Annotated in this window: 21 protein-coding genes and 1 tRNA gene; 8 read left to right on the top strand and 14 right to left on the bottom strand. The window is 49.3% G+C overall.

Features of this window, described 5'->3' with window-relative positions; genetic code table 11:
- The first annotated feature begins 8 nt into the window (after positions 1 to 8).
- A complete protein-coding gene (locus M975_RS10795; RefSeq protein WP_064559229.1) occupies positions 9 to 1787 on the top strand; it encodes an aminopeptidase P family protein in 1779 nt (592 codons plus the stop codon).
- 132 nt (positions 1788 to 1919) lie between these two features.
- Positions 1920 to 1995 (top strand) — tRNA-Asn (locus M975_RS10800).
- A 45-nt stretch (positions 1996 to 2040) separates the two neighbouring features.
- Here M975_RS10800 and ldtA read toward each other — a convergent pair.
- From ldtA to uvrY, 4 genes are all read right to left on the bottom strand, one after another.
- Positions 2041 to 2976 carry a L,D-transpeptidase gene (gene ldtA, locus M975_RS10805; RefSeq protein WP_425339005.1) on the bottom strand — a complete coding sequence of 312 codons (936 nt, stop codon included), beginning with the start codon at positions 2974 to 2976 and terminating at the stop codon, positions 2041 to 2043.
- 213 nt (positions 2977 to 3189) lie between these two features.
- Positions 3190 to 3747: a CDP-diacylglycerol--glycerol-3-phosphate 3-phosphatidyltransferase gene (gene pgsA / locus M975_RS10810; RefSeq protein WP_064559231.1), complete on the bottom strand. Its 558-nt coding sequence runs from the start codon at positions 3745 to 3747 to the stop codon at positions 3190 to 3192.
- A gap of 57 nt (positions 3748 to 3804) precedes the next feature.
- Positions 3805 to 5637, bottom strand: coding sequence for an excinuclease ABC subunit UvrC (gene uvrC / locus M975_RS10815; protein WP_064559232.1), 1833 nt, complete (start codon positions 5635 to 5637; stop codon positions 3805 to 3807).
- Entirely contained in the window at positions 5630 to 6289 is a 660-nt protein-coding gene (gene uvrY, locus M975_RS10820; RefSeq protein WP_064559233.1) for a UvrY/SirA/GacA family response regulator transcription factor, read from the bottom strand. Before uvrY ends, uvrC begins: the two co-directional genes overlap by 8 nt.
- Positions 6290 to 6714: 425 nt before the next feature.
- On the opposite strand from uvrY, the gene M975_RS10825 reads away from it, so the two are divergent.
- Positions 6715 to 6939, top strand: coding sequence for a DUF2594 family protein (locus tag M975_RS10825; RefSeq protein WP_064559234.1), 225 nt, complete (start codon positions 6715 to 6717; stop codon positions 6937 to 6939).
- 73 nt (positions 6940 to 7012) lie between these two features.
- Here the strand turns inward: M975_RS10825 and sdiA are convergent, their stop codons facing one another.
- From sdiA to M975_RS10865, 8 genes are all read right to left on the bottom strand, one after another.
- Positions 7013 to 7735, bottom strand: coding sequence for a quorum-sensing transcriptional regulator SdiA (gene sdiA / locus M975_RS10830; protein ID WP_064559235.1), 723 nt, complete (start codon positions 7733 to 7735; stop codon positions 7013 to 7015).
- 204 nt (positions 7736 to 7939) lie between these two features.
- Positions 7940 to 8692 (bottom strand): L-cystine ABC transporter ATP-binding protein TcyN, encoded by a 753-nt coding sequence (tcyN, locus tag M975_RS10835; protein ID WP_064559236.1) that lies wholly within the window; start codon positions 8690 to 8692, stop codon positions 7940 to 7942.
- Positions 8689 to 9357: a cystine ABC transporter permease gene (tcyL, locus tag M975_RS10840; RefSeq protein ID WP_064559237.1), complete on the bottom strand. Its 669-nt coding sequence runs from the start codon at positions 9355 to 9357 to the stop codon at positions 8689 to 8691. Before tcyL ends, tcyN begins: the two co-directional genes overlap by 4 nt.
- Before the next feature lie 68 nt (positions 9358 to 9425).
- Positions 9426 to 10412 (bottom strand): D-cysteine desulfhydrase, encoded by a 987-nt coding sequence (gene dcyD / locus M975_RS10845; protein ID WP_064559238.1) that lies wholly within the window; start codon positions 10410 to 10412, stop codon positions 9426 to 9428.
- Between the two features lie 130 nt (positions 10413 to 10542).
- Complete coding sequence (tcyJ, locus tag M975_RS10850) at positions 10543 to 11343, bottom strand: cystine ABC transporter substrate-binding protein (protein ID WP_064559239.1); 801 nt, start codon at positions 11341 to 11343, stop codon at positions 10543 to 10545.
- An 84-nt stretch (positions 11344 to 11427) separates the two neighbouring features.
- Positions 11428 to 11979, bottom strand: coding sequence for a flagella biosynthesis regulatory protein FliZ (fliZ, locus tag M975_RS10855; protein ID WP_064559240.1), 552 nt, complete (start codon positions 11977 to 11979; stop codon positions 11428 to 11430).
- Between the two features lie 51 nt (positions 11980 to 12030).
- Entirely contained in the window at positions 12031 to 12750 is a 720-nt protein-coding gene (locus M975_RS10860) for an RNA polymerase sigma factor FliA (protein WP_064559241.1), read from the bottom strand.
- Between the two features lie 164 nt (positions 12751 to 12914).
- Positions 12915 to 14261: a FliC/FljB family flagellin gene (locus M975_RS10865; protein ID WP_064559242.1), complete on the bottom strand. Its 1347-nt coding sequence runs from the start codon at positions 14259 to 14261 to the stop codon at positions 12915 to 12917.
- A 265-nt stretch (positions 14262 to 14526) separates the two neighbouring features.
- On the opposite strand from M975_RS10865, the gene fliD reads away from it, so the two are divergent.
- The 4 genes from fliD to amyA all read left to right on the top strand — a co-directional run bounded on the left by fliD (position 14527) and on the right by amyA (position 18323).
- On the top strand, positions 14527 to 15939 hold the full coding sequence (gene fliD, locus M975_RS10875) for a flagellar filament capping protein FliD (protein WP_064559243.1): 1413 nt from the start codon (positions 14527 to 14529) through the stop codon (positions 15937 to 15939).
- A 17-nt stretch (positions 15940 to 15956) separates the two neighbouring features.
- Positions 15957 to 16367, top strand: a complete 411-nt coding sequence (gene fliS / locus M975_RS10880) for a flagellar export chaperone FliS (protein WP_064559244.1) — start codon at positions 15957 to 15959, stop codon at positions 16365 to 16367.
- Positions 16367 to 16741, top strand: coding sequence for a flagella biosynthesis regulatory protein FliT (gene fliT / locus M975_RS10885; RefSeq protein ID WP_064559245.1), 375 nt, complete (start codon positions 16367 to 16369; stop codon positions 16739 to 16741). Before fliS ends, fliT begins: the two co-directional genes overlap by 1 nt.
- 94 nt (positions 16742 to 16835) lie before the next feature.
- The gene (gene amyA / locus M975_RS10890) at positions 16836 to 18323 is read left to right on the top strand and encodes an alpha-amylase (protein ID WP_064559246.1); all 1488 of its coding nucleotides are present in this window, start codon (positions 16836 to 16838) and stop codon (positions 18321 to 18323) included.
- Positions 18324 to 18369: 46 nt separating this feature from the next.
- On the opposite strand, the gene yedD is transcribed toward amyA, so the two are convergent.
- A complete protein-coding gene (gene yedD, locus M975_RS10895) occupies positions 18370 to 18783 on the bottom strand; it encodes a lipoprotein YedD (RefSeq protein ID WP_064559247.1) in 414 nt (137 codons plus the stop codon).
- A gap of 252 nt (positions 18784 to 19035) precedes the next feature.
- Between yedD and M975_RS10900 the strand changes: the two genes are divergently transcribed.
- On the top strand, positions 19036 to 19548 hold the full coding sequence (locus M975_RS10900; RefSeq protein ID WP_064559248.1) for an LbetaH domain-containing protein: 513 nt from the start codon (positions 19036 to 19038) through the stop codon (positions 19546 to 19548).
- Between the two features lie 176 nt (positions 19549 to 19724).
- On the opposite strand, the gene fliE is transcribed toward M975_RS10900, so the two are convergent.
- Positions 19725 to 20036, bottom strand: coding sequence for a flagellar hook-basal body complex protein FliE (fliE, locus tag M975_RS10905; protein ID WP_064559249.1), 312 nt, complete (start codon positions 20034 to 20036; stop codon positions 19725 to 19727).
- Between the last annotated feature and the right edge of the window lie 95 nt (positions 20037 to 20131).

The following is a 20131-nucleotide window of genomic DNA, read 5'->3' on the forward strand; positions in this document are numbered from 1 at the left end:
AAATAATAATGCAACATACATCACCCCTGGCTGCCTTGCGCAGCCTGCTTAAAGAGCGCGAACTCGATGGCATGCTGGTTCCGCGCACCGACGCATATCAGAGTGAATATTGCGCGCCTTATGACGACAAACTGGAATTTATCAGTGGTTTTGACGGTTCTGCCGGGCTGGCTCTTATTCTGGCAGACCGCGCATTGCTTTTCGTCGATGGTCGCTACCAGGTTCAGGCTCGCCAACAAGTGAATCTTGCCGAGTTTGAAATCCACCATTTGCACGATGAGCCGATTCACCTCTGGCTTCACGAAAACTTATCAGCTGGCAAACGCATCGCGTTTGATCCGCTGCTGATGGTTAACAGCCAGTATGAAAGCCTGCGGACCAGTGGCTGCGACCTGGTGGCTGTGAATGATGACCCGATCAACGAAATCTGGGCAGCTCGCCCGGCGATACCTCGTGGCCTGATACGCCAGATGCCTGATGAGATTAGCGGTGAATCAACCGCATCCAAATGCGCCCGCGTCGCGCAGGCACTGGCGCACGAAGGTGTTGATTATCTAGCTCTCACGTTGCCAGACAATATTGCCTGGCTGCTTAACATTCGCGGTTCAGATATCCCGACAAGCCCTGTGCCACTTTCATTTGCGCTGGTCAAAAATGATGGTGCCGTTGAGTGGTTTGTTGATGATGCCAAATTGCAACAGCTCGACAGTTCAGTGCTGGATGCGATCATCGTCCATCACCCGGATGCATTCCTGGAACGTTGTCAGCAGCTTGCGGCCGGGAAGCGCTTCTTGCTTGATGGCGACAACACGCCTGTCGCTGTGCGCTTTGTTGTGGAGCAAGGTGGTGGTGAAATCAAATGGCAGCCAGACCCAATCACATTGATGAAAGCTAATAAGAACGGTATCGAACTGGAAGGTTTCCGTTCAAGCCATATTCAGGATGGCACCGCCTGGGTGAATTTCCTTGCCTGGCTTAGCCACGAAGTGCCACTGCGTGAAGCGGCTGGTAACCCGGTCACCGAACTGGAAGCGCAGGAAAAGCAGCTCGCTTTCCGTCAGGAATGTGACAATTTCATCGAGCAGAGTTTCGGTACGATTTCCGCAGCAGCGGGCAATGCCGCCATGTGCCATTACCACAGCGCACCGGAAACCAACTTTGCGATCGTCGGAAATGAATTTTATCTCAATGACTCCGGCGGCCAGTATTACAACGGCACCACCGATGCCACGCGCACGCTGAATTTCGGGCAACTCGACTCCCAGCGCCGCCTGCATTACACCGCAGTGCTGAAGGGCTTCCTGTCGCTCATTTCGCTGCAATTCCCGCAAGGTGCACAGGGCCACCAACTGGATGCATTTGCGCGTCGTCCACTGTGGGAACTGGGTCTGGATTATGACCATGGCACGGGTCATGGTGTCGGCCACAACTTGCTGATTCACGAAAACCCGCACCGCATGGCGAAGAAAGTGAACCCATGGCCAATGGTGCCGGGCAATGTACTGACAATCGAACCGGGTTATTACCTGGCAGGCAGCCATGGCATTCGTATTGAAAACCAGGTGGAAGTTGTCCCCTCTGTTCCTGGTTTCTGTAAATTTGCCTCGCTGACGCTAATCCCAATTGATTTAAGCGCAGTGGAATTACCATTGTTAAGTGAGCAAGAGATTGCCTGGCTTGATGATTACCACCAGTTAGTACGGGAAACACTGTCGCCACATGTTTCCAGTATTGCGCGCCCATGGTTGATTGAAGCCACCGCGCCAGTCAGAACGCAGCGCATGTAAAACCCTCAAAGAGCCGTGTTTTTGCGGCTCCTTTCTTCTTTTTGCTGATTAAACCAGCAATCAAACACATTTCCCCTAAACAGCCTTTGACAACCCGGTGGTCGCTCGTTACTATGCGCCCCGTTAACCGATTCCTCTGTAGTTCAGTCGGTAGAACGGCGGACTGTTAATCCGTATGTCACTGGTTCGAGTCCAGTCAGAGGAGCCATATTAGAGAAGCCCGCTTAGGAAACTAAGCGGGCTTTTTGCATTTTCATAAATGCCCAGGATTTCCAGGTTCCGCGCTAATGGGCACCGGCATCCCGGAACGGCGGGTTAACGCGGCACTCGCCATACCTGCATCCACGCCTGAACCCTGCGTTATATCGCGCAGTGTTGTCGTCATGGGCAGCGGCACTTTCTTGTCAGACTCAAACTCCGCACGGTTACGGGACAGTGGCTCATGCACTTCCACCCAATGCTTCCCATCCGGCTCGATGGTTGCTTTCACCGGCTGATCAATCAACTGCACACGCGCCCCTACCGGCACATTATCGAACAGATATTTTATGTCGTCTTTGCGCAGGCGGATGCAACCCTGGCTGACGCGCAAACCGATACCAAAGTTGGCGTTTGTGCCATGGATAGCGTAAAGCTTGCCGATGTAAATTGCGTACAACCCCATTGGGTTATCCTCACCCGGCGGCACATACGCTGGCAGGGTTTTACCCTCTTTCGCGTATTCACGACGGGTATTCGCTGTTGGCGTCCAGCCTGGCGCTTCCTGCTTACGCTCCACCTTCGTCACCCAGTTGCGCGGCGTTTCACGCCCGGCCTGCCCGATACCAATAGGCAAAATCTCCACCGTACTGCCCCCTTCCGGGTAGTAGTAAAGCCGCATTTCGGCGACGTTAATCACGAGCCCCTGTCGTACGGTATCCGGCAAAATGACTTGCTGCGGAATCGTCAACTGGGTGCCCGCTTTTGGCAGGAATGGATCAACGCCCGGGTTGGCTTCGAGCATATTGCTAAGCCCCTGCCCATACTGCGCGGCAAAATACTCCAGCGGCTCGATATTCCCTTCAGGAACGGTAATAGTTAACGGCGCGCCGACCAACCGACTACCGTCTGTTGGAAGCATATAGGTAACGGCCTGGGCGCTACTGGTCACGGCAGCAAGCACAAGGGCAAGCGAGGATAAGCGAATCATAATTTCCCTATTATTGGACATGGAATCGATAGGTTAAATATAACCCTCACTTAAGCGTTCGGTAAGGAAAGCCGCACAAAAGAGCCTCATAACTGAGCCACTCATTTGCTATGGCATATGCAGGGTAATTTTCGGGATGTGGTGCTGGCGGGAGTTTTGTGCTTTTAAGAGATGAGCCCTACGCGAGCTCATCTCTTGTGTCTGATACGGTTATTAAGTGCCGGAACTGTCGAGCAGGTCTTTGCTGGCGGCTTTCAAGTACTGGAACATTGACCAGAAAGTTAATACCGCAGCGATAAAGAACAAGCCGATCCCCGCATACTCAATCCACATATTTGGACGCCAGAGCATACCAATCAGTGCCAGCATTTGCGCCATGGTTTTGGATTTACCAATCCAGGAGACCGCAACGCTGCTGCGCTTGCCAATTTCAGCCATCCATTCACGCAATGCAGAGATGATAATCTCGCGGGCTATCATGGTCGCAGCAGGTAGTGTCACCCACCACGAGTGGTAGTGTTCCACCACCAGTACCAGCGCCACGACGACCATAACTTTGTCCGCTACGGGGTCGAGGAAGGCTCCAAAGCGCGTGCTTTGGTTCCAGCGGCGTGCCAGATACCCATCAAACCAGTCAGTGATCGCTGCAAACCAGAAGATAAACGCGCACAGGAACGGCGCCCAACTGAACGGCAGATAAAAAGCCAGCACAAAGAATGGGATAAGGATGATACGAAACAGAGTAAGCAATGTTGGGATATTAAATTGCATAGTGCTGGTTAACTGTCTGTCGTAAGTGGAAATTGTCTCTATGTTGCTACAGAGGCCTTAATGTTTCAACGAGTAGAAGATCTTTTCTGCCAACGCTTGCGAGATACCTGGCACTTTTGCAATTTCTTCTACGGATGCATTCTTTAATGGTTGCAATCCACCCATATATTTCAACAACATCTGGCGACGTTTTGGCCCAACGCCTTCAATTGTTTCCAACGCACTGGTATTTTTCACTTTAGCCCGTTTTTTACGGTGCCCGGAAATGGCATGGTCATGCGATTCATCACGGATATGTTGAATAACGTGCAATGCCGGGGAGTCCGGCGGTAGCGAAAACCCTTCCCCTTCCGGTTCGAAGAACAGTGTCTCAAGCCCGGCTTTACGATCGGCACCTTTTGCCACGCCCAGCAGCAGCGGGTGGTTTTTATCCCACGGCACATCAAGTTGTGCAAAAACGGCTTTTGCCTGACCAAGTTGCCCTTTGCCGCCATCAATCAGAATTACGTCCGGGACTTTACTCTCATCAATAGCCTTACCGTAGCGACGACGCAGTACCTGATTCATCGCCGCATAATCATCACCCGGCGTAATACCTTCAATGTTATAGCGCCGGTATTCCGCCCGAAGCGGGCCATTGGCATCAAACACCACACAAGACGCAACCGTCTGCTCACCCATAGTGTGGCTGATGTCAAAGCACTCCATCCGTTTAATGGCTGGCAACTCAAGCACACTGGCTAAGGCCGCTAAACGTTGATGGATGGTTGATTGCTGAGCCAGACGTGTCACCAGAGCCGTAGCAGCGTTGGTACGAGCAAGTTTCAGGTAACGTGCGCGGTCGCCTCGTGGCTTGGTCTGCACGTTGATACGCCGCCCTGCCAGTTCCGTCAGGGAATCAGAAAGCAGGTTTTTATCCGGTAAGTTGAAATCGAGCAGGATCTCAGAAGGCAGCGTGCGCATCTGGCTACCCTGCAAATAGAACTGACCGACAAATGTTTCGACGACTTCTGACAGCTCCGTACCATTTGGCACTTTCGGGAAGTAACTGCGGCTGCCCAAGACTTTACCTTGTCGGATGAACAGCACGTGTACACACGCCATACCCGAATCGAACGACACACCGATCACATCCATATCATCGCCGGTATTGGAGACGAACTGTTTCTCCGTCACACGACGGACAGCCTGAATCTGGTCACGGATTCTTGCGGCAGCTTCAAATTCGAGGTTTTTACTCGCTTCTTCCATTTTGGCGATCAACTGGTTCAGCACCTGATCGTCTTTACCGGAAAGAAATAAGCGCACGTACTCAACCTGCTGAGCATAATCCTCTTCACTGACTAAGCCCGCGACGCACGGGCCAAGGCAACGCCCGATTTGATATTGCAGACATGGGCGTGAACGGTTGCGATAGACATTGTTTTCGCACTGGCGAACAGGAAAGATTTTTTGCAACAGCGCCAGAGTTTCACGAACGGCATAACCATTCGGGAATGGCCCAAAGTATTCCCCTTTCGCGTGCTTCGCCCCGCGATGCATCGCGAGTCGAGGGTGCGTGTCGCCACTGAGGAAAATGAAAGGGTAAGATTTGTCATCACGCAACAGCACGTTGTAACGTGGCTGATAAAGCTTGATGTAGTTGTGCTCCAGCAACAACGCTTCTGTCTCGGTATGGGTTACCGTCACGTCGATATGCTGGATTAATGCAACCAGAGCTTCTGTTTTACGGCTGGCAAGATTGCTCCTGAAGTAACTCGACAGGCGCTTTTTAAGATCTTTGGCTTTACCTACGTAAATAACCGTTCCGCTGACGTCATACATGCGATAGACGCCAGGCTGGCTGGTTACCGTTTTAAGAAAAGCTCGCGGGTCAAAGATTTCACTCACTACTGATTAACGTCTCCGCACTAAACAAACCGTGGCGAATCGCCAGGTGAGTTAGCTCAACATCGCCACTAATATTCAGTTTACTAAACATACGGTAACGGTAACTGTTGACCGTTTTCGGGCTGAGACTAAGTTGTTCTGAGATCTCATTGACCTTTTGGCCTTTGGTGATCATCAACATAATCTGTAATTCGCGCTCCGACAAACTGGCAAACGGCGTGTCCGTTTTTTCCGGTTCAATCTGGCTTAACGCCATCTGCTGCGCGATGTCAGATGCAATGTAACGCTGCCCGGCATTAACCGAACGTATAGCGTTGACCACATCCTGAGGTGCGGCACCTTTACTTAAATAACCGGCAGCCCCTGCCTGCATAACCTTAGCAGGTAACGGATTTTCGGTGTGAATCGTTAGCATAATCACTTTGATATCGTTTGAGTATCGCGCGATTTTGCGTGTTGCTTCAAGGCCGCCAATACCGGGCATGTTCATGTCCATCAGGACAACATCAACCGGATGACTACGGCACCATTTTACGGCATCCTCACCGCAATTTGCTTCACCTGATATCTTGATCCCTTTGATATCTTCAAGAATGCGTCGTATCCCTGCGCGCACAAGTTCGTGGTCATCAACAAGAAGTACGTTGATCAAAGGGGAACTCTCCAGAAATGGGATTACGCTTCTAAAAATTACCAGGACATATTAACGGGTTTTCCGGCAACTTTAAAATGCAAAAACAGATTTTCAGAACTCTGACTGTTTTTGGAAATTTAATTGTACAGTGGCAACTGTACAGCAAACGGATTAATTCACAGCTTTAATTAATAAAAACGCTTTTCATATTAAAAAAAACGATAATCCATTACTAATGAACATATTTAATAACGCTAATGCATCCACTTTTATTTAACGATAAATAAACATATTTAAAACAAATGATCTGTAGTGTACAGGAAACAACCCGCCCAGACTTCACGTAAGCACTAATAAATTGGCTTAGGTTTGTGCTATACTCCGCCGCCTTACGAAACCGTTACACGAAACAACGGTGTACCAACCGAGACCGAGGAACACAAATGAGCACTCCTGATTTTTCCACTGCAGACAACAGTAGTGAACTGGCTATTGAAGTCACCTGCCTGAAAGCTATGCTGACTCAGATGTTGAAAGCCATGGGCCAAGCCGATGCAGGCAAGGTTATCATCAAAATGGAAAAGCAAATTGCTCAGATGGAAGACTCAGAGCACGCAGAAGTGTTTGGTAACACTGTTAAGCAAATTAAACAGGCTTACCGTCAGTAATCGGTGAACAACGGCTGGATGAGCAACGTTTCGCCAGCCGTTTTGTTGACACAATCGCGTCAATAATGCCCCTTCAAATTATCCCAATCGCTGCTGCATAACAGGCAATTTGCGTTTTATTGGGTGCATTAAATTTCTTCTGCATATTCTTCTGGTGAAAATTCACCGTATTTTCCGAGATCGACAAAATAATAGCGATTTCCGCTGATGTTTTCCCCTCGCCCGTCCATTGCAATATTTCCCGCTCACGCTTACTCAGTTTCAACGTCATCGCATCCATAGATGAATCATTAAGACGCGTTAATGTCATCAGGCTCAATTCGCCCAAATATTGCAGGCGTAACTCCAGCTCAACATCCGGTAATATTTTGCCTTTGCTTGCCGAACGCGAAACAGATAAAAAACCCAGTGCACGGTTAGGCGACATTACACACTGGCTGATGCCACGGCGCAGGCCGTGATCCCGCGCAGCGTTCCAGAACTCCTGAGTATCGCTGAACAGCGCATCGTCCCAGGGCAAGTGCCCACGCATGAAATTTTCAGGGCGTAACACCGGATCAATCGCAAAATAATTAGCAGCATGATAGTGATCAAGCCAGCTTTGTGGATAAGACGATCGTAAAGACGATTTCGGACGGGTAAACGGCACCGGGTGGCGAATAAACAGTGAGTAATAGTCAAATTCCAGCAATTCTGTTTGCTGATGAAGAATTGTGGTTATTTCATCAGCCTGAGTGACAGACTGGAAAGTATTAAGCGCATCCTGCCGCCAGTGAAAAAAGTTGCGATCATCCATTATGTCTGGCGTTGCTCCTGACACTGAAATCATTTCCAAAGCTAATACCCAACGCTATCACATTTATCAATATTATTAATATGATTTAACGGTAACAGCGCCCAAATGTTGAAAACTCGTGCTAAATAGCCATTTTCAATTGACCACGCTAATGAATCCTGGCGTCATGAGTTGTCATTACGGCCCCGGATGGGGCCATAAAAATTACTGTGTCAGGAATTTTTCCAGAAACTGTTTCGTGCGCGGTTGTTGCGGGTTAGCAAACAGTTCGCGGGCAGGCCCCTGCTCCACAATCCGCCCCTGATCCATAAAGATAGCGCGGTCGGCCACGTCACGAGCAAAGCTCATTTCATGCGTCACAATCACCATGGTGCGCTTCTCTTCAGCCAACTGGCGGATGGTGCTCAGCACTTCACCTACCAGCTCAGGGTCGAGAGCCGAAGTTGGCTCATCAAACAGAATCACTTCCGGGCGCATCGCCAGTGCACGCGCAATGGCGACACGCTGTTGCTGACCACCCGAAAGGCGGCGTGGGTAACTGGTTTCTTTACCGCTCAAGCCGACTTTTGCCAGCAACTCACGCGCCCGGGCGATGGCCTCTTCTTTCGGCTCGCCTTTTACAATAACCGGGCCTTCGATGATATTTTCGATAACCGTCCGATGCGGGAAAAGGTTAAAACTCTGGAACACAAAACCCACATGCTGGCGCAGTTCGCGAACGCGATTTTTCTGTTTGCTTAGTGAAACCGCCGCATCAATGGTGATATCGCCAACCTTGATGGTTCCGGCTTCCGGTTGTTCCAGCAAGTTAATGCAGCGCAATAGCGTGGTTTTACCGGAGCCACTCGGCCCAATAATCGCCACCACTTCACCGGCTTTAACTTCCAGATCGATACCATGCAGCACAGTTTGCCCATGGAATTTTTTGACCAGTTGTTTTACGTCGATTGCGCTCATTTTGGATCCCTGTCCTGGCGGTTAAGCTGATTTTCGAAGTGGTTTTGCAACGCAGAGAGCACGGTTGCCATCACCCAGTAAATCAACGACGCGGCAAGATACATGGTGAACACTTCCAGAGTACGCGAGGTAATGAGCTGTGCCTGACGGAACAGTTCTGGCACCTGAATCGTTGCGGCAAGCGAGGTGTCTTTCACCAGACTGATAAAGCTGTTGCTCAGTGGCGGTAAAGCTACACGCGCAGCCTGCGGCAATATCGCGCGGCGCAGTGTCTGCCATGGCGTCATACCGATACTTGCCGCCGCTTCCCACTGCCCTTTATCAATAGATGAGATAGCCGCACGTAGTGTTTCTGAAGCATAGGCCGCCATATTAAGGGACAAACCGATCATCGCAGCCGGGATCGGATCAAGCTCAATACCAAACTGCGGTAAGCCGTAGTAGATCATAAACAGCTGCGCGATAAGCGGCGTGCCACGAAAAATCGACACATAAAACCGCGACAACCACGAGATTGGCCAAAACGGTGACAAGCGCATCAGCGCCAGTAAAAAGCCGAGTATCAGCCCAAAGAACATACCGCCGATGCTGAGTTGCAGCGTAAAGACCGCACCTTTGAGCAGAAACGGTGCCGAATCGAGCACCAGTTGAATACTTTCTTGCATACTTGAATTACACCCTGTCTTTTTATTCTTGTCATACACCCAACCGGGTGTCGCCCTTCATAATCTCATTACACAAGAGGATGATAAGCAAATAACGCAGGCGCTCCACCGGTATGAATGAAGATTATCGGACCGTCGTCTTTGAAACGCTTCTGTGCCACACCATCAATCAGGCCAGCCATTGCTTTGCCGGTGTAAACAGGGTCAAGCAAAATGCCTTCCAGGCGTGCCAACAATTTAATGGCTTCCAGCCCTTCTTCGTTAGGGGTGCCATAACCCGGCGCGAAATAATCATCCCATAAAGTGATCGGGTTATTCGCGCTCACGCTCAGCGATTGCGCCACCGCCTGCTGCAACGCTGCCACTTTTGGCAACTGTAGAGCGACAGAACGTGAAACCGTCACGCCGATTAAATCGACATCCGGCATGACTTGCTCAAGCCCAACCGCAAGACCCGCATGAGTCCCGGCACTGCCCGAGGCAACCACAACAGAAGAGACATTCACCGCCCCTTCACACTGCTGGGCAATCTCCAGGGCGCTTTCCACATAACCCAGCGCGCCTAATGCATTAGAACCACCAACAGGAATCACATACGGGCGGAAACCCTGAGCTTCAAGACGGATGGCTATCTCTTCCAGTTGTTTGTCCGGCGAATGCAGCGCATCGCACATTTCAATTTCGGCATCAAACAGGTCGAGCATCAAACGGTTGCCGTTGGTGAGGTAATTTTCCGCTTTAGTCCCAATCGGATTTTCCAGCAACGCGACACATTTTAGCCCGAGCTTCGCGGCGACTGCGGCGGTCTGGCGAACGTGGTTTGACTGAATGGCCCCTGCGGTAACCAGCGTATCCGCACCTTCGCGCAACGCATCGGCGGCCAGAAACTCAAGCTTACGCAGTTTATTACCACCCATCGCCATTGGCGTCGTGTCGTCGCGCTTGATGTAAATTTCGCGCCCCAGGTAATCGGAAAAACGCGGCAGGTATTCGAGTGGCGTCGGGGCGCCGATAAACTCCAGGCGCGCAAATCGCGTCAGATTGTGCAGTGACATGAGCTACTCCATTACACTTTGAATAAAATCCAGATTTATTCATTATGCACCAGCCGGGTAAAATGCCGACAAATACAAATAAAAAAGGCGGATGTCGCTTACGCTAATCCGCCTTAGGCTGCCGAGTTAATTACTTAGTCACGTCAGCCCCAAACCATTTCTCGGAAAGCTTAGCCAGAGAGCCGTCTTTCTGCATATCAGCGATACCTTTGTTGATTGCTTCAACCAGGTCTTCGTTGCCTTTACGCACTGCAACACCCGCTTCCTGACGAGAGAACGGAGCACCGGCGACTGCCAGGGTATCTTTGGTTTTCTTCACCAGATCCAATGCTGCCAGGCGGTCAACCAGAATCGCATCAATACGGCCTACGCGCAGATCCTGATATTTCGTTGGGTCATCATCATAGGTGCGGATATCAACGCCCTGCACATTGGCACGCAACCACTCTTCGTAGTTAGTCCCAAGACCCACGCCCACTTTTTTACCTTTCAGCGAATCAGGCCCGGTGATGCTGCCTTCATTGCCCTTTTTCACCAGCGCCTGAATACCGGAAACGGTGTATGGCGTGGAGAAATCATATTTTTGCTTACGCACATCGGAAATGGTCACCTGGTTAATCACCACGTCGATGCGTTTAGAGTCCAGCGACGCCAGCATGCCATCCCATTTAGTTGGTTTCAGCGCGGCTTTCACACCCAGATGCTGTGCCAGTTGCTCGGCAAACTCCACTTCAAAACCGGTTAGTTTGCCATCATCACCCTGGAAGCTAAACGGAGGATAAGTCCCTTCCAGCCCAACCAACAACGTGCCGCGCTCTTTAACTTTATTCAGTAAGTTTTCAGCCGCAAACGTCTGCACACTCGCGCCAGCTACCATTGCCACAGCCAGCACGCCCATCAGCGCCTGACGCCCTACCATTGCTAATTTCATAGATACCCCGAATGTCGATAATTTGATGTAGTGTAACGACTTAATATAATCAATCAAAACCACTACGCTACAACTTATGCCATTTTAATATATATCAGAAGTTGATTTATTTTCCTGGAAATGGGCACTGGTATTTTTGTTCAGGGTTTGAAACTGCCCGTACTTGCGCAGGGCTATACGGTAGTTATTGGTACTGGTTGGCGGCAGCCACGCATCCATTGAATCGTCGAAATACGCTTTAACCGTGGAGGGAGTGGGAATGTTATGTTCCGCAAAATGGTTACCCAGGCGGCGCAGACGCACCACATATTCGCGGATCGTACCGTGGCTCATCTCGGTTTGTTCAAACAAATACTCTTTAAAACCGATGATATCGAAAAAATGCTGCTGTTCTTTGCAATATAAATCGCCGCAGAAACGGCATAAGGCTGCCCATGACTGGCGCTCAAGCTGCCAGCCATTTTCATCGATTAGAGTATCAAGTTGGGCAATGGCAGTTTTGCTGACAATTTCGCCACGGCGCGTAAGTGTGATCCTGTCGAGCAATTTTGCGCACTGTGCGCAATGAGTTTGTGTGTGTTTAAAGTCTTTCAAATATCGGCTTAATGGCCGTTTTTTTAATTGCTGCACCGTCATTATGGTATCCCGGTCATCTTATATAATAACTGTTCGGCGGCACTCCCTTCCCTACAACTTACCGAGCTTGGTGCGTAAACGTTTAATCGCCTGGCTATGCAACTGACTGACGCGCGACTCCCCCACATCCAGTACCGCGCCAATCTCTTTCAGATTAAGCTCTTCCTGGTAGTAAAGGGTCAGCACCATTTTTTCGCGATCCGGTAACGCATCAATTGCACCCATCACACGCTCACGCAAATTGCCTTCCAACAGTTGTTGAAGCGGGTTTGCCTGCTGATGCTCTTCAGTAATCAGTTCGATACTATCGCCATGCTCTTCACGCCACTCGTCATAAGAGAAGAGTTGGCTGTTATTGGTGTCGAGCAACATCTGACGGTATTCGTTGAGCGGGATATCCAACCGGTCTGCCACTTCTGTTTCGGTAGCATTACGGCCCAGCTCTTGCTCCAGTTGACCAATTGCCTGCGCAACGCCGCGGGCGTTACGCCTGACGCTGCGGGGCACCCAGTCACGGCTGCGCAACTCATCAAGCATCGCCCCACGGATGCGCTGCACCGCGTAGGTAGTAAATGCCGTTCCTTGCAGGGCATCATAACGGTCCACTGCGTTTAACAACCCGATGCCGCCCGCCTGTAGCAGGTCGTCAAGCTCCACACTCGCGGGCAGGCGAACCTGCAGGCGCAATGCTTCGTGACGCACCAGCGGTACATAACGCTGCCACAGCGAGTGTTTATCCATCACACCTTCAGCGGTATACAGTGAGTTCACGATAAACAGCCCTGCGTTAATTGAGTTATCGGCATGATTATCCGTTTCTGGAGGGTTTTTAATCGCAAGAATAGTGGGTGAAATGAGGGGTTATTTGGGGGTTATGGGTAACAAGCAGAAAGAAAAAACCCCGCAAGCGCGGGGTTTGGTCAGGTATCAGGCGATTAGCCCTGCAGCAAAGACAGTACTTGCTGTGGAACCTGGTTAGCTTTAGACAACACGGAGTTACCCGCCTGCTGGATGATTTGCGCTTTAGACATATTTGACACTTCGGTCGCATAGTCGGCGTCCTGAATACGGGACTGCGCTTCAGACAGGTTAGTGGTGGTATTGTTGAGGTTGGTTACTGCAGAATCCAGACGGTTTTGTACCGCACCCAGGGAAGAACGGAAGGTATCAACTTGAGCAATAGCTTTGTCCAGCAGAGCTAATGGGTTAGAGGTAGAAGCACCAGCAAACTCAGCTGATGCTGTAACGGCTGTGGTACCATCAGATTTAAGACCAGTGCTCAAGCCAACTGACACTGCTTCTATTGTAGTACCGGTTGTAGTCGGAGTACCAAGTGTGGCGTCACCGCCGTTATTTGCCAATACAGCAGTACCAGCATCAAAGTTTTTACCCTGAATAGATACAAAACCAGTTGGGTTACCAGTAGAGCCAGTACCTACCTGAACAAGCTGCCCACCCTGAGTAGCAGTATCGATACCATTCGCAACATCACTGTAAGTTACATTAGCTTTGTTGAGAGTTACTTTACCCGCAGTGTCTACGGTAGCAGCGTAAGTTTTATCACCACTTTGGACAACATACTGATCAGTTAATTTACCTGCGCTATCTTTTAAGTTATGCAGGGATAGCCCGGAAGTATCGGTTAGTTTGAGATCTGTTGAAACAGTGCTGTCAAATGTAATGGAAACTGGTGGTTGACCCGCTGTTGCGTTTGGCAACTGAGTGATTGCATCACCAACAGAAACAGCGCTTTTAGAAACAGAGAAGCCTTTTAGACCTAAAGTAGAAGAATCAATCTGCTTCAGATCGATAGAGATAGTCTGGCCATCGTTAGCACCAACTTGGATCTTCATGGAGCCGTCTTTTGCCAGAACGTTCACGCCGTTAAACTGAGTCTGACCCGATACACGGTCAATTTCAGACAGACGGGATTTGATTTCGTCCTGGATTGAAGACAGGTCAGAATCAGAGTTAGTGCCAGTAGTTGCCTGAACGGACAGTTCACGCACACGCTGTAAGTTGTTGTTGATTTCTGACAGTGCGCCTTCCGCAGTTTGTGCCAGAGAGATACCGTCGTTGGCGTTACGCGCAGCCTGAGTCAGGCCTTTAATGTTGGAGGTGAAACGGTTAGCAATCGCCTGGCCTGCCGCGTCATCCTTAGCGCTGTTAATACGTAAGCCAGAAGACAGACGCTCAATAGAAGTCGACAGAGCAGACTGGTTCTTGTTGATGTTGTTCTGAGTAATCAGCGAGAGGCTGTTGGTATTAATGACTTGTGCCATGATTAATTTTCCTGTGTTTCAAGTCTAGGGTTTATGGGTTGGGTTTCCACCCTTCGGCTTCGTCGCCGTTAAACCTGTTATCGTCTGGTCATCCACAACCTTTAGATTTTTTTCACATTCACAGAAAAATATTTAGCCCCGGAAATACTCTTTTCCCCTGCCGCTATTCTCGCCATTAAAAAAAAGAAATTAATCGTAAACTTTGCATTATCCAGGCCGATAATCCCGGTATTCATTTTATGCGTCGATACATTAAGGAAATAATATGGCTAGTATTTCTACGCTGGGAATTGGGTCCGGTCTGGATTTGAGCAGCATTCTGGATAGTCTGCAGGCAGCACAAAAAGCAACGTTAACGCCAATTTCGAAACAACAAAGCTCCTACACGGCAAAACTGAGCGCTTATGGCACCTTAAAAAGTGCACTGGTTAGCTTCCAGACCGCGAACACTGCGCTGAATAAAGCAGACTTATTTACTGCAACATCAACTGCCAGCAGCAGCACCGCGTTCAGCGCGACAACAACTGGCAATGCCGTCGCCGGGAAATATACGATTAACGTCACTCAACTGGCGCAATCGCAAACGCTGACCACCAAAAATACCCAGGCTGACAGCAAAACCGCAATTGCTACTGGCGATAGCGTGATCACTATCCAACAAGGTGGTGGAAAAGATCCCGTCACAGTTAATGTTAGCGCGGCCAACTCGTCATTGGGCGGTATCCGTGATGCCATCAATAATTCCAAAAGCGGTGTTAGCGCCAGTATTATCAACGTTGGTAATGGTCAATATCGCCTGTCTGTGACTTCCGATGACACCGGCAGTGACAATGCGATGAAGCTGAGCGTCAGCGGTGACAGTGCGCTCCAAAGTTTTATGGGCTACAACGGCACTCGTACCGATGCTGGCAACGGTATGGAAGAGAGCGTGACCGCGCAGAATGCTGAGCTGACGGTTAACAATATTAAAATCATCAACAGCAGCAACACCATCAGTGATGCGCTGGAAGACATCACGCTTAATCTGAAAGATGTCACCACCGGCAACCAGACGCTGACCATCACGAAAGACACCTCTAAGGCAGAAAGCGCGGTCAAAGCCTGGGTCGATGCCTATAACTCATTGCAGGACACCTTCAGCAGCTTAACTAAATACACCGCTGTTGATAGTGGTACTGCGACTCAGGACACCAGCAATGGCGCACTATTAGGTGATTCCACATTACGCACCATTCAATCGCAGCTAAAAGGTTTGCTCACTAACACCCAGAGCACTTCGTCCTTTAAAACGCTGGCACAGATTGGCGTAACTTCAGATCCGAGCACCGGCAAATTAACGCTCGATAACGACAAACTGGAAACTGCGCTGAGCAAAGATGCCGCTGGTGTGAAAGATATGATCGTTGGCGACGGCAAAACCAGCGGTATCACTACCACCATCAGCAAGAATCTGACCAGTTGGCTATCGAGCACCGGGATTATCCAGGCAGCAACAGATGGTGTGAGTAAAACGCTGAACAATCTGACCGCTCAGTACAACAAAGCCAGCGACCGCATCGATTCAGAAATGGCGCGTTACAAAGCGCAATTTACTCAGCTGGACGTAATGATGAGCTCACTGAACTCCACCAGCAGCTATCTGACTCAACAGTTCGATACCAGCAGTTCCAAAAGCTAATTAATTCAGGAGCAGATATGTACGGGGCAAAAGGTACTCAGGCCTACGCAAGAATTGAAGTGGAAAGCGCAGTGATGAGCGCCAGCCAACAGCAGTTGGTAACCATGTTGTTCGATGGTGCTCTCAATGCGTTAGTTCGTGCGCGTCTTTTTTTGCAGGATGGCAATCTGGAAGGGAAAGGCCTTTCGCTGTCCAAAGCCATTAATATCATCGATAACGGGCTGAAAATCGGCATTGATGAAACCAGCAGCGATGAGCTCACGCAAAATCTGCTCGCTCTTTATAGTTATATGGTGCGACGTATCTTCCAGGCCAACTTACACAATGACATCAGCGCGATCGAAGAGGTCGAGAACCTGCTGCGAAATATTGCCGATGCCTGGAAAGAAGTTGCTCAGATGCCTAACCGGATTCAGGACGTCGTCTAATGAACCATGCGCCGCAACTGTACACTCGCTATCAGCAATTATTAGAAAAAAGTAAGGTTATGCTGAACAACGCCCGCAAAGGAATGTGGGACGAATTAATCGCCAGTGAAATGGATTACGTTAATGCGGTGCATGAACTGACTCAACTCATGAGCGATATTAAGCTTTCAATACTGATGCAGGAGCAACTTAGCCCGATACTCCGCGCCATTCTTGATAATGAGAGCGAGATAAAGCGTCTGTTACAGATTCGTATGGATGAACTTGCGAAACTGGTGGGGCAATCTTCCATCCAACAGTCTGTTTTAACCACCTATGGTAAACAAGGTGGGCAGATCCTGGCACCGCAAGACAGTCAGGACACAACCTCCTGACGTTCTAAGGTGTGATAAAGGTTAAGCTTTATCGCACCATGCATTTTCAGGCATATCATCCATAATTGAGATCCCTCTTTCATGGAGCCTGAAGATGCGCAACCCAACCCTTTTGCAATTTTTCCATTGGTATTACCCCGGTGGGGGTCAGTTGTGGGCAGAAGTCGCCGAACGCGCGGCAACGCTCAATGACATTGGCGTCAATATGGTCTGGTTACCTCCTGCATATAAAGGCAGTTCTGGCGGCTATTCGGTAGGTTACGACTGCTACGACCTTTTTGATCTCGGCGAATTTGACCAAAAAGGGTCGGTGGCCACCAAGTACGGCGACAAAACTCAATTGCTGGCAGCAATAAAAGCCCTAAAAGAAAACGATATAGCAGTGCTGCTTGATGTGGTGGTCAATCACAAAATGGGCGCTGACGAAAAAGAGCGCATTCGTGTTAACCGCGTCAATGAAGAAAACCGTAATGAAATCGATGACGAGGTCATCGAGTGCGAAGCCTGGACGCGCTACACCTTCCCTGCTCGCGCCGGTAAATATTCGGAGTTTATCTGGGATTACAAATGCTTCAGCGGTGTAGACCACATCGAAAACCCGAATGAAGACGGGATCTTTAAAATCATCAACGACTACACTGGCGAAGGCTGGAACGATCAGGTTGATGATGAACTCGGTAATTTTGACTATTTGATGGGCGAGAATATCGACTTCCGTAACCACGCCGTCACCGAAGAGCTGAAATACTGGGCGCGCTGGGTGATGGAAGAAACCGGTTGTAGTGGCTTCCGCCTCGATGCGGTCAAACACATTCCGGCCTGGTTCTACAAAGAGTGGATCGAGCATGTTCAGGAAGTGGCTGAACAGCCGCTGTTTATCGTTGCCGAATACTGGTCGCATGAAGTCGATAAACTCCAGGAATATATCGCCCAGGTCGACGGAAAAACGATGTTATTTGATGCCCCGCTGCAAATGAAATTTCACCAGGCGTCAAAACAAGGCCGTGATTACGACATGAGCCAAATTTTCACCGGCACGCTGGTTGAAGCCGACCCCTTCCATGCCGTAACGCTGGTTGCTAATCACGACACCCAACCCCTGCAATCCCTCGAAGCCCCTGTTGAACCGTGGTTCAAACCGTTGGCTTACGCACTGATTTTATTACGTGAAAATGGGGTGCCGAGTGTGTTTTATCCGGATTTATTTGGCGCCAGTTACGATGACGAAGGCGGTGACGGCGAAACTTATCATATCGACATGCCTGTTATCGAACAGCTTGATGATTTAATCCATGCCCGCGAACTCTTTGCCCACGGCGTGCAGACACTTTATTTTGACCACCCAAACTGTATTGCGTTTTCACGCAGCGGTACCGATGAAAACCCGGGCTGTGTGGTGGTGTTATCGAACGGTGATGAAGGTGAAAAGACCATTACGCTTGGCGACAATTATGGCAACAAGAACTGGCGGGATTACCTTGGCAACCGGGAAGAAATCGTGAAAACTGACGAAAAAGGAAACGCGACGTTTGCCTGTAACGGCGGCAGCGTCAGCGTGTGGGTGATAGAAGAAGTGTTATAGAATCAATCATTCCCTCTCCTGGATTAAAGGAGAGGGAAATTTCCGCTTACGGCAACTTCGTTTCGAGCGGGTTTTTCTGCAAATAATCAGCACATTCTTGTGTTGGGCGCTCAACACGTTTCATCGTCATGCCCGCATATTCCAGCGTATCGCCTTCACGTTCCACGCTATAAACATCACGCTTGTTTGTGACGTTATACCAGTCATCCGAACGCTGAGTCAGTTTACCTGGAAGTGCAATCACGCGTTGCCACTGACGGCAATCCAGCGTGTCGCCTTCTGGCGTAACCACCAGAGTCGCAATCGCTTCCGGGCTGACCATTTCACTTTGCGGGCCTTGTGATTGCCAGTACCCGGCAAGCCCAGCAGGTGCCGGAGTTTTCACGACTTCGCGGTAATCATCAACCTGCACACAGCCGCTTAACGCTAGCAACACTGTCAATAATGCAATCTTCTTCATCATCTATCCCGACTGCGGAGAAAAAATAATTTTCGCATTAAAGCACTGAGCCCGCCAGTGTTTCAGTGACTTGCAGTTCATTGATGCGCAAATGGAGCCCAACGGCCACCCGCGTGCGAAAGCCTTTTTCTCTGATTAGCTTCGACTTCTTAATTCAGGTAAAACGCAACAACAAAAGTTTTCGCCCGTTCAATGGCGAGTCACAGAATATGAATTAAGATTATTCTTATAACCCCTAAAGGGAATATCGCAATGCGTGAATTTTTTTCCATATTAATTTATGACTTAAAAATCAATACCGCTAAATCTAAACTGATTATTCTTATTTTCAGGATGGCGACGCTTCACGCCAGAACTAAGGCGTTGTATCCCCTCACCTTACTGTTTGTCATTTTGAACAGAGTCGTGAATGAAGGGTTATTTGGGGTAGAACTTTCTTATCATTTGAAAATAGGAAAAGGCTTCAAGATATGGCACGGCAACTCCATGATTATCAACAGAAGTTGCGTCATTGGTGAGGGTTTCACTATTCGCCAGTTCTGCACCCTAGGCAGCAATAAAAACGGTGTCGATATCAAATTCAATGTGGGTAACAACGTCAATATGGGTGCCCATTCGTGCATCATTGGTGATGATATTGAGATAGGCGACAACGTGACCATTGGTGTTGGCACCCTGGTTCTAAAAAGCGTGCCAGCAAATAGCACCGTCATTTCCAGCAATAAAATGGTTATTCTCGAGAAACACGAAACCTTAACCATTTAATTAATATTAAATCTCATGCTTAGGTTGTATTGACTTAATTAACAAAATCAATCACCAAAAATAATTGGAATTGTATCAAAGCGGCAATTGAGTCACTCCCGATGAGCTAGCTAAAGTCAGTGATTCTGGCGCGTAAGCGCAGCCAACACAGATACAATTTCAAGTATGAGGGGTAACTACACCTGCATGTTCATCACTTCCTGGTACGCCGAAACCATCTTGTTGCGCACCTGTATTCCCATCTGTAATGAAACCGACGATTTTTGCAGATCGACCATCACATCATTGAGTGCAACACCTGGTGTGCCGAGAGCAAATTTTTCAGCCTGAGTACGGGCAGAGGTTTGTGTTTCGCTGATACGACCCAGCGCTGCCTGCAATTCACCGGCAAAACTGACTTTAGGCTCGTAACTCTGAACCTGATTCCCCGCCGACAGTGCGGTTGCCTGCAACTGCTGAAGTACACCTTCAATACCCTGAATGGCCATTTTCCTGCCCCAATGATTTTTACCGCGGCAAGATTACCACCTTGTCAATAGGACAAAGGCGGTAATTAGCGTCAATAAATAGACCTAATTCAGCC

The organism is Buttiauxella brennerae ATCC 51605, assembly GCF_001654925.1.
Classification (GTDB): Bacteria; Pseudomonadota; Gammaproteobacteria; order Enterobacterales; family Enterobacteriaceae; genus Buttiauxella; species Buttiauxella brennerae.

What these genes read in the sequence shown, in the direction of transcription:
- tcyJ (WP_064559239.1), bottom strand. Translation starts at nt 11,343, where the DNA reads ATGAAATTAGCAATGGTAGGGCGTCAGGCGCTGATGGGCGTGCTGGCT.
- pgsA (WP_064559231.1), bottom strand. Translation starts at nt 3,747, where the DNA reads ATGCAATTTAATATCCCAACATTGCTTACTCTGTTTCGTATCATCCTT.
- M975_RS10900 (WP_064559248.1), top strand. Translation starts at nt 19,036, where the DNA reads ATGCGTGAATTTTTTTCCATATTAATTTATGACTTAAAAATCAATACC.
- fliZ (WP_064559240.1), bottom strand. Translation starts at nt 11,979, where the DNA reads ATGACGGTGCAGCAATTAAAAAAACGGCCATTAAGCCGATATTTGAAA.
- amyA (WP_064559246.1), top strand. Translation starts at nt 16,836, where the DNA reads ATGCGCAACCCAACCCTTTTGCAATTTTTCCATTGGTATTACCCCGGT.
- dcyD (WP_064559238.1), bottom strand. Translation starts at nt 10,412, where the DNA reads ATGTCACTGCACAATCTGACGCGATTTGCGCGCCTGGAGTTTATCGGC.
- fliE (WP_064559249.1), bottom strand. Translation starts at nt 20,036, where the DNA reads ATGGCCATTCAGGGTATTGAAGGTGTACTTCAGCAGTTGCAGGCAACC.
- M975_RS10795 (WP_064559229.1), top strand. Translation starts at nt 9, where the DNA reads ATGCAACATACATCACCCCTGGCTGCCTTGCGCAGCCTGCTTAAAGAG.
- sdiA (WP_064559235.1), bottom strand. Translation starts at nt 7,735, where the DNA reads ATGGATGATCGCAACTTTTTTCACTGGCGGCAGGATGCGCTTAATACT.
- M975_RS10865 (WP_064559242.1), bottom strand. Translation starts at nt 14,261, where the DNA reads ATGGCACAAGTCATTAATACCAACAGCCTCTCGCTGATTACTCAGAAC.
- yedD (WP_064559247.1), bottom strand. Translation starts at nt 18,783, where the DNA reads ATGAAGAAGATTGCATTATTGACAGTGTTGCTAGCGTTAAGCGGCTGT.
- ldtA (WP_425339005.1), bottom strand. Translation starts at nt 2,976, where the DNA reads ATGATTCGCTTATCCTCGCTTGCCCTTGTGCTTGCTGCCGTGACCAGT.
- tcyL (WP_064559237.1), bottom strand. Translation starts at nt 9,357, where the DNA reads ATGCAAGAAAGTATTCAACTGGTGCTCGATTCGGCACCGTTTCTGCTC.
- M975_RS10825 (WP_064559234.1), top strand. Translation starts at nt 6,715, where the DNA reads ATGAGCACTCCTGATTTTTCCACTGCAGACAACAGTAGTGAACTGGCT.
- fliS (WP_064559244.1), top strand. Translation starts at nt 15,957, where the DNA reads ATGTACGGGGCAAAAGGTACTCAGGCCTACGCAAGAATTGAAGTGGAA.
- fliD (WP_064559243.1), top strand. Translation starts at nt 14,527, where the DNA reads ATGGCTAGTATTTCTACGCTGGGAATTGGGTCCGGTCTGGATTTGAGC.
- tcyN (WP_064559236.1), bottom strand. Translation starts at nt 8,692, where the DNA reads ATGAGCGCAATCGACGTAAAACAACTGGTCAAAAAATTCCATGGGCAA.
- fliT (WP_064559245.1), top strand. Translation starts at nt 16,367, where the DNA reads ATGAACCATGCGCCGCAACTGTACACTCGCTATCAGCAATTATTAGAA.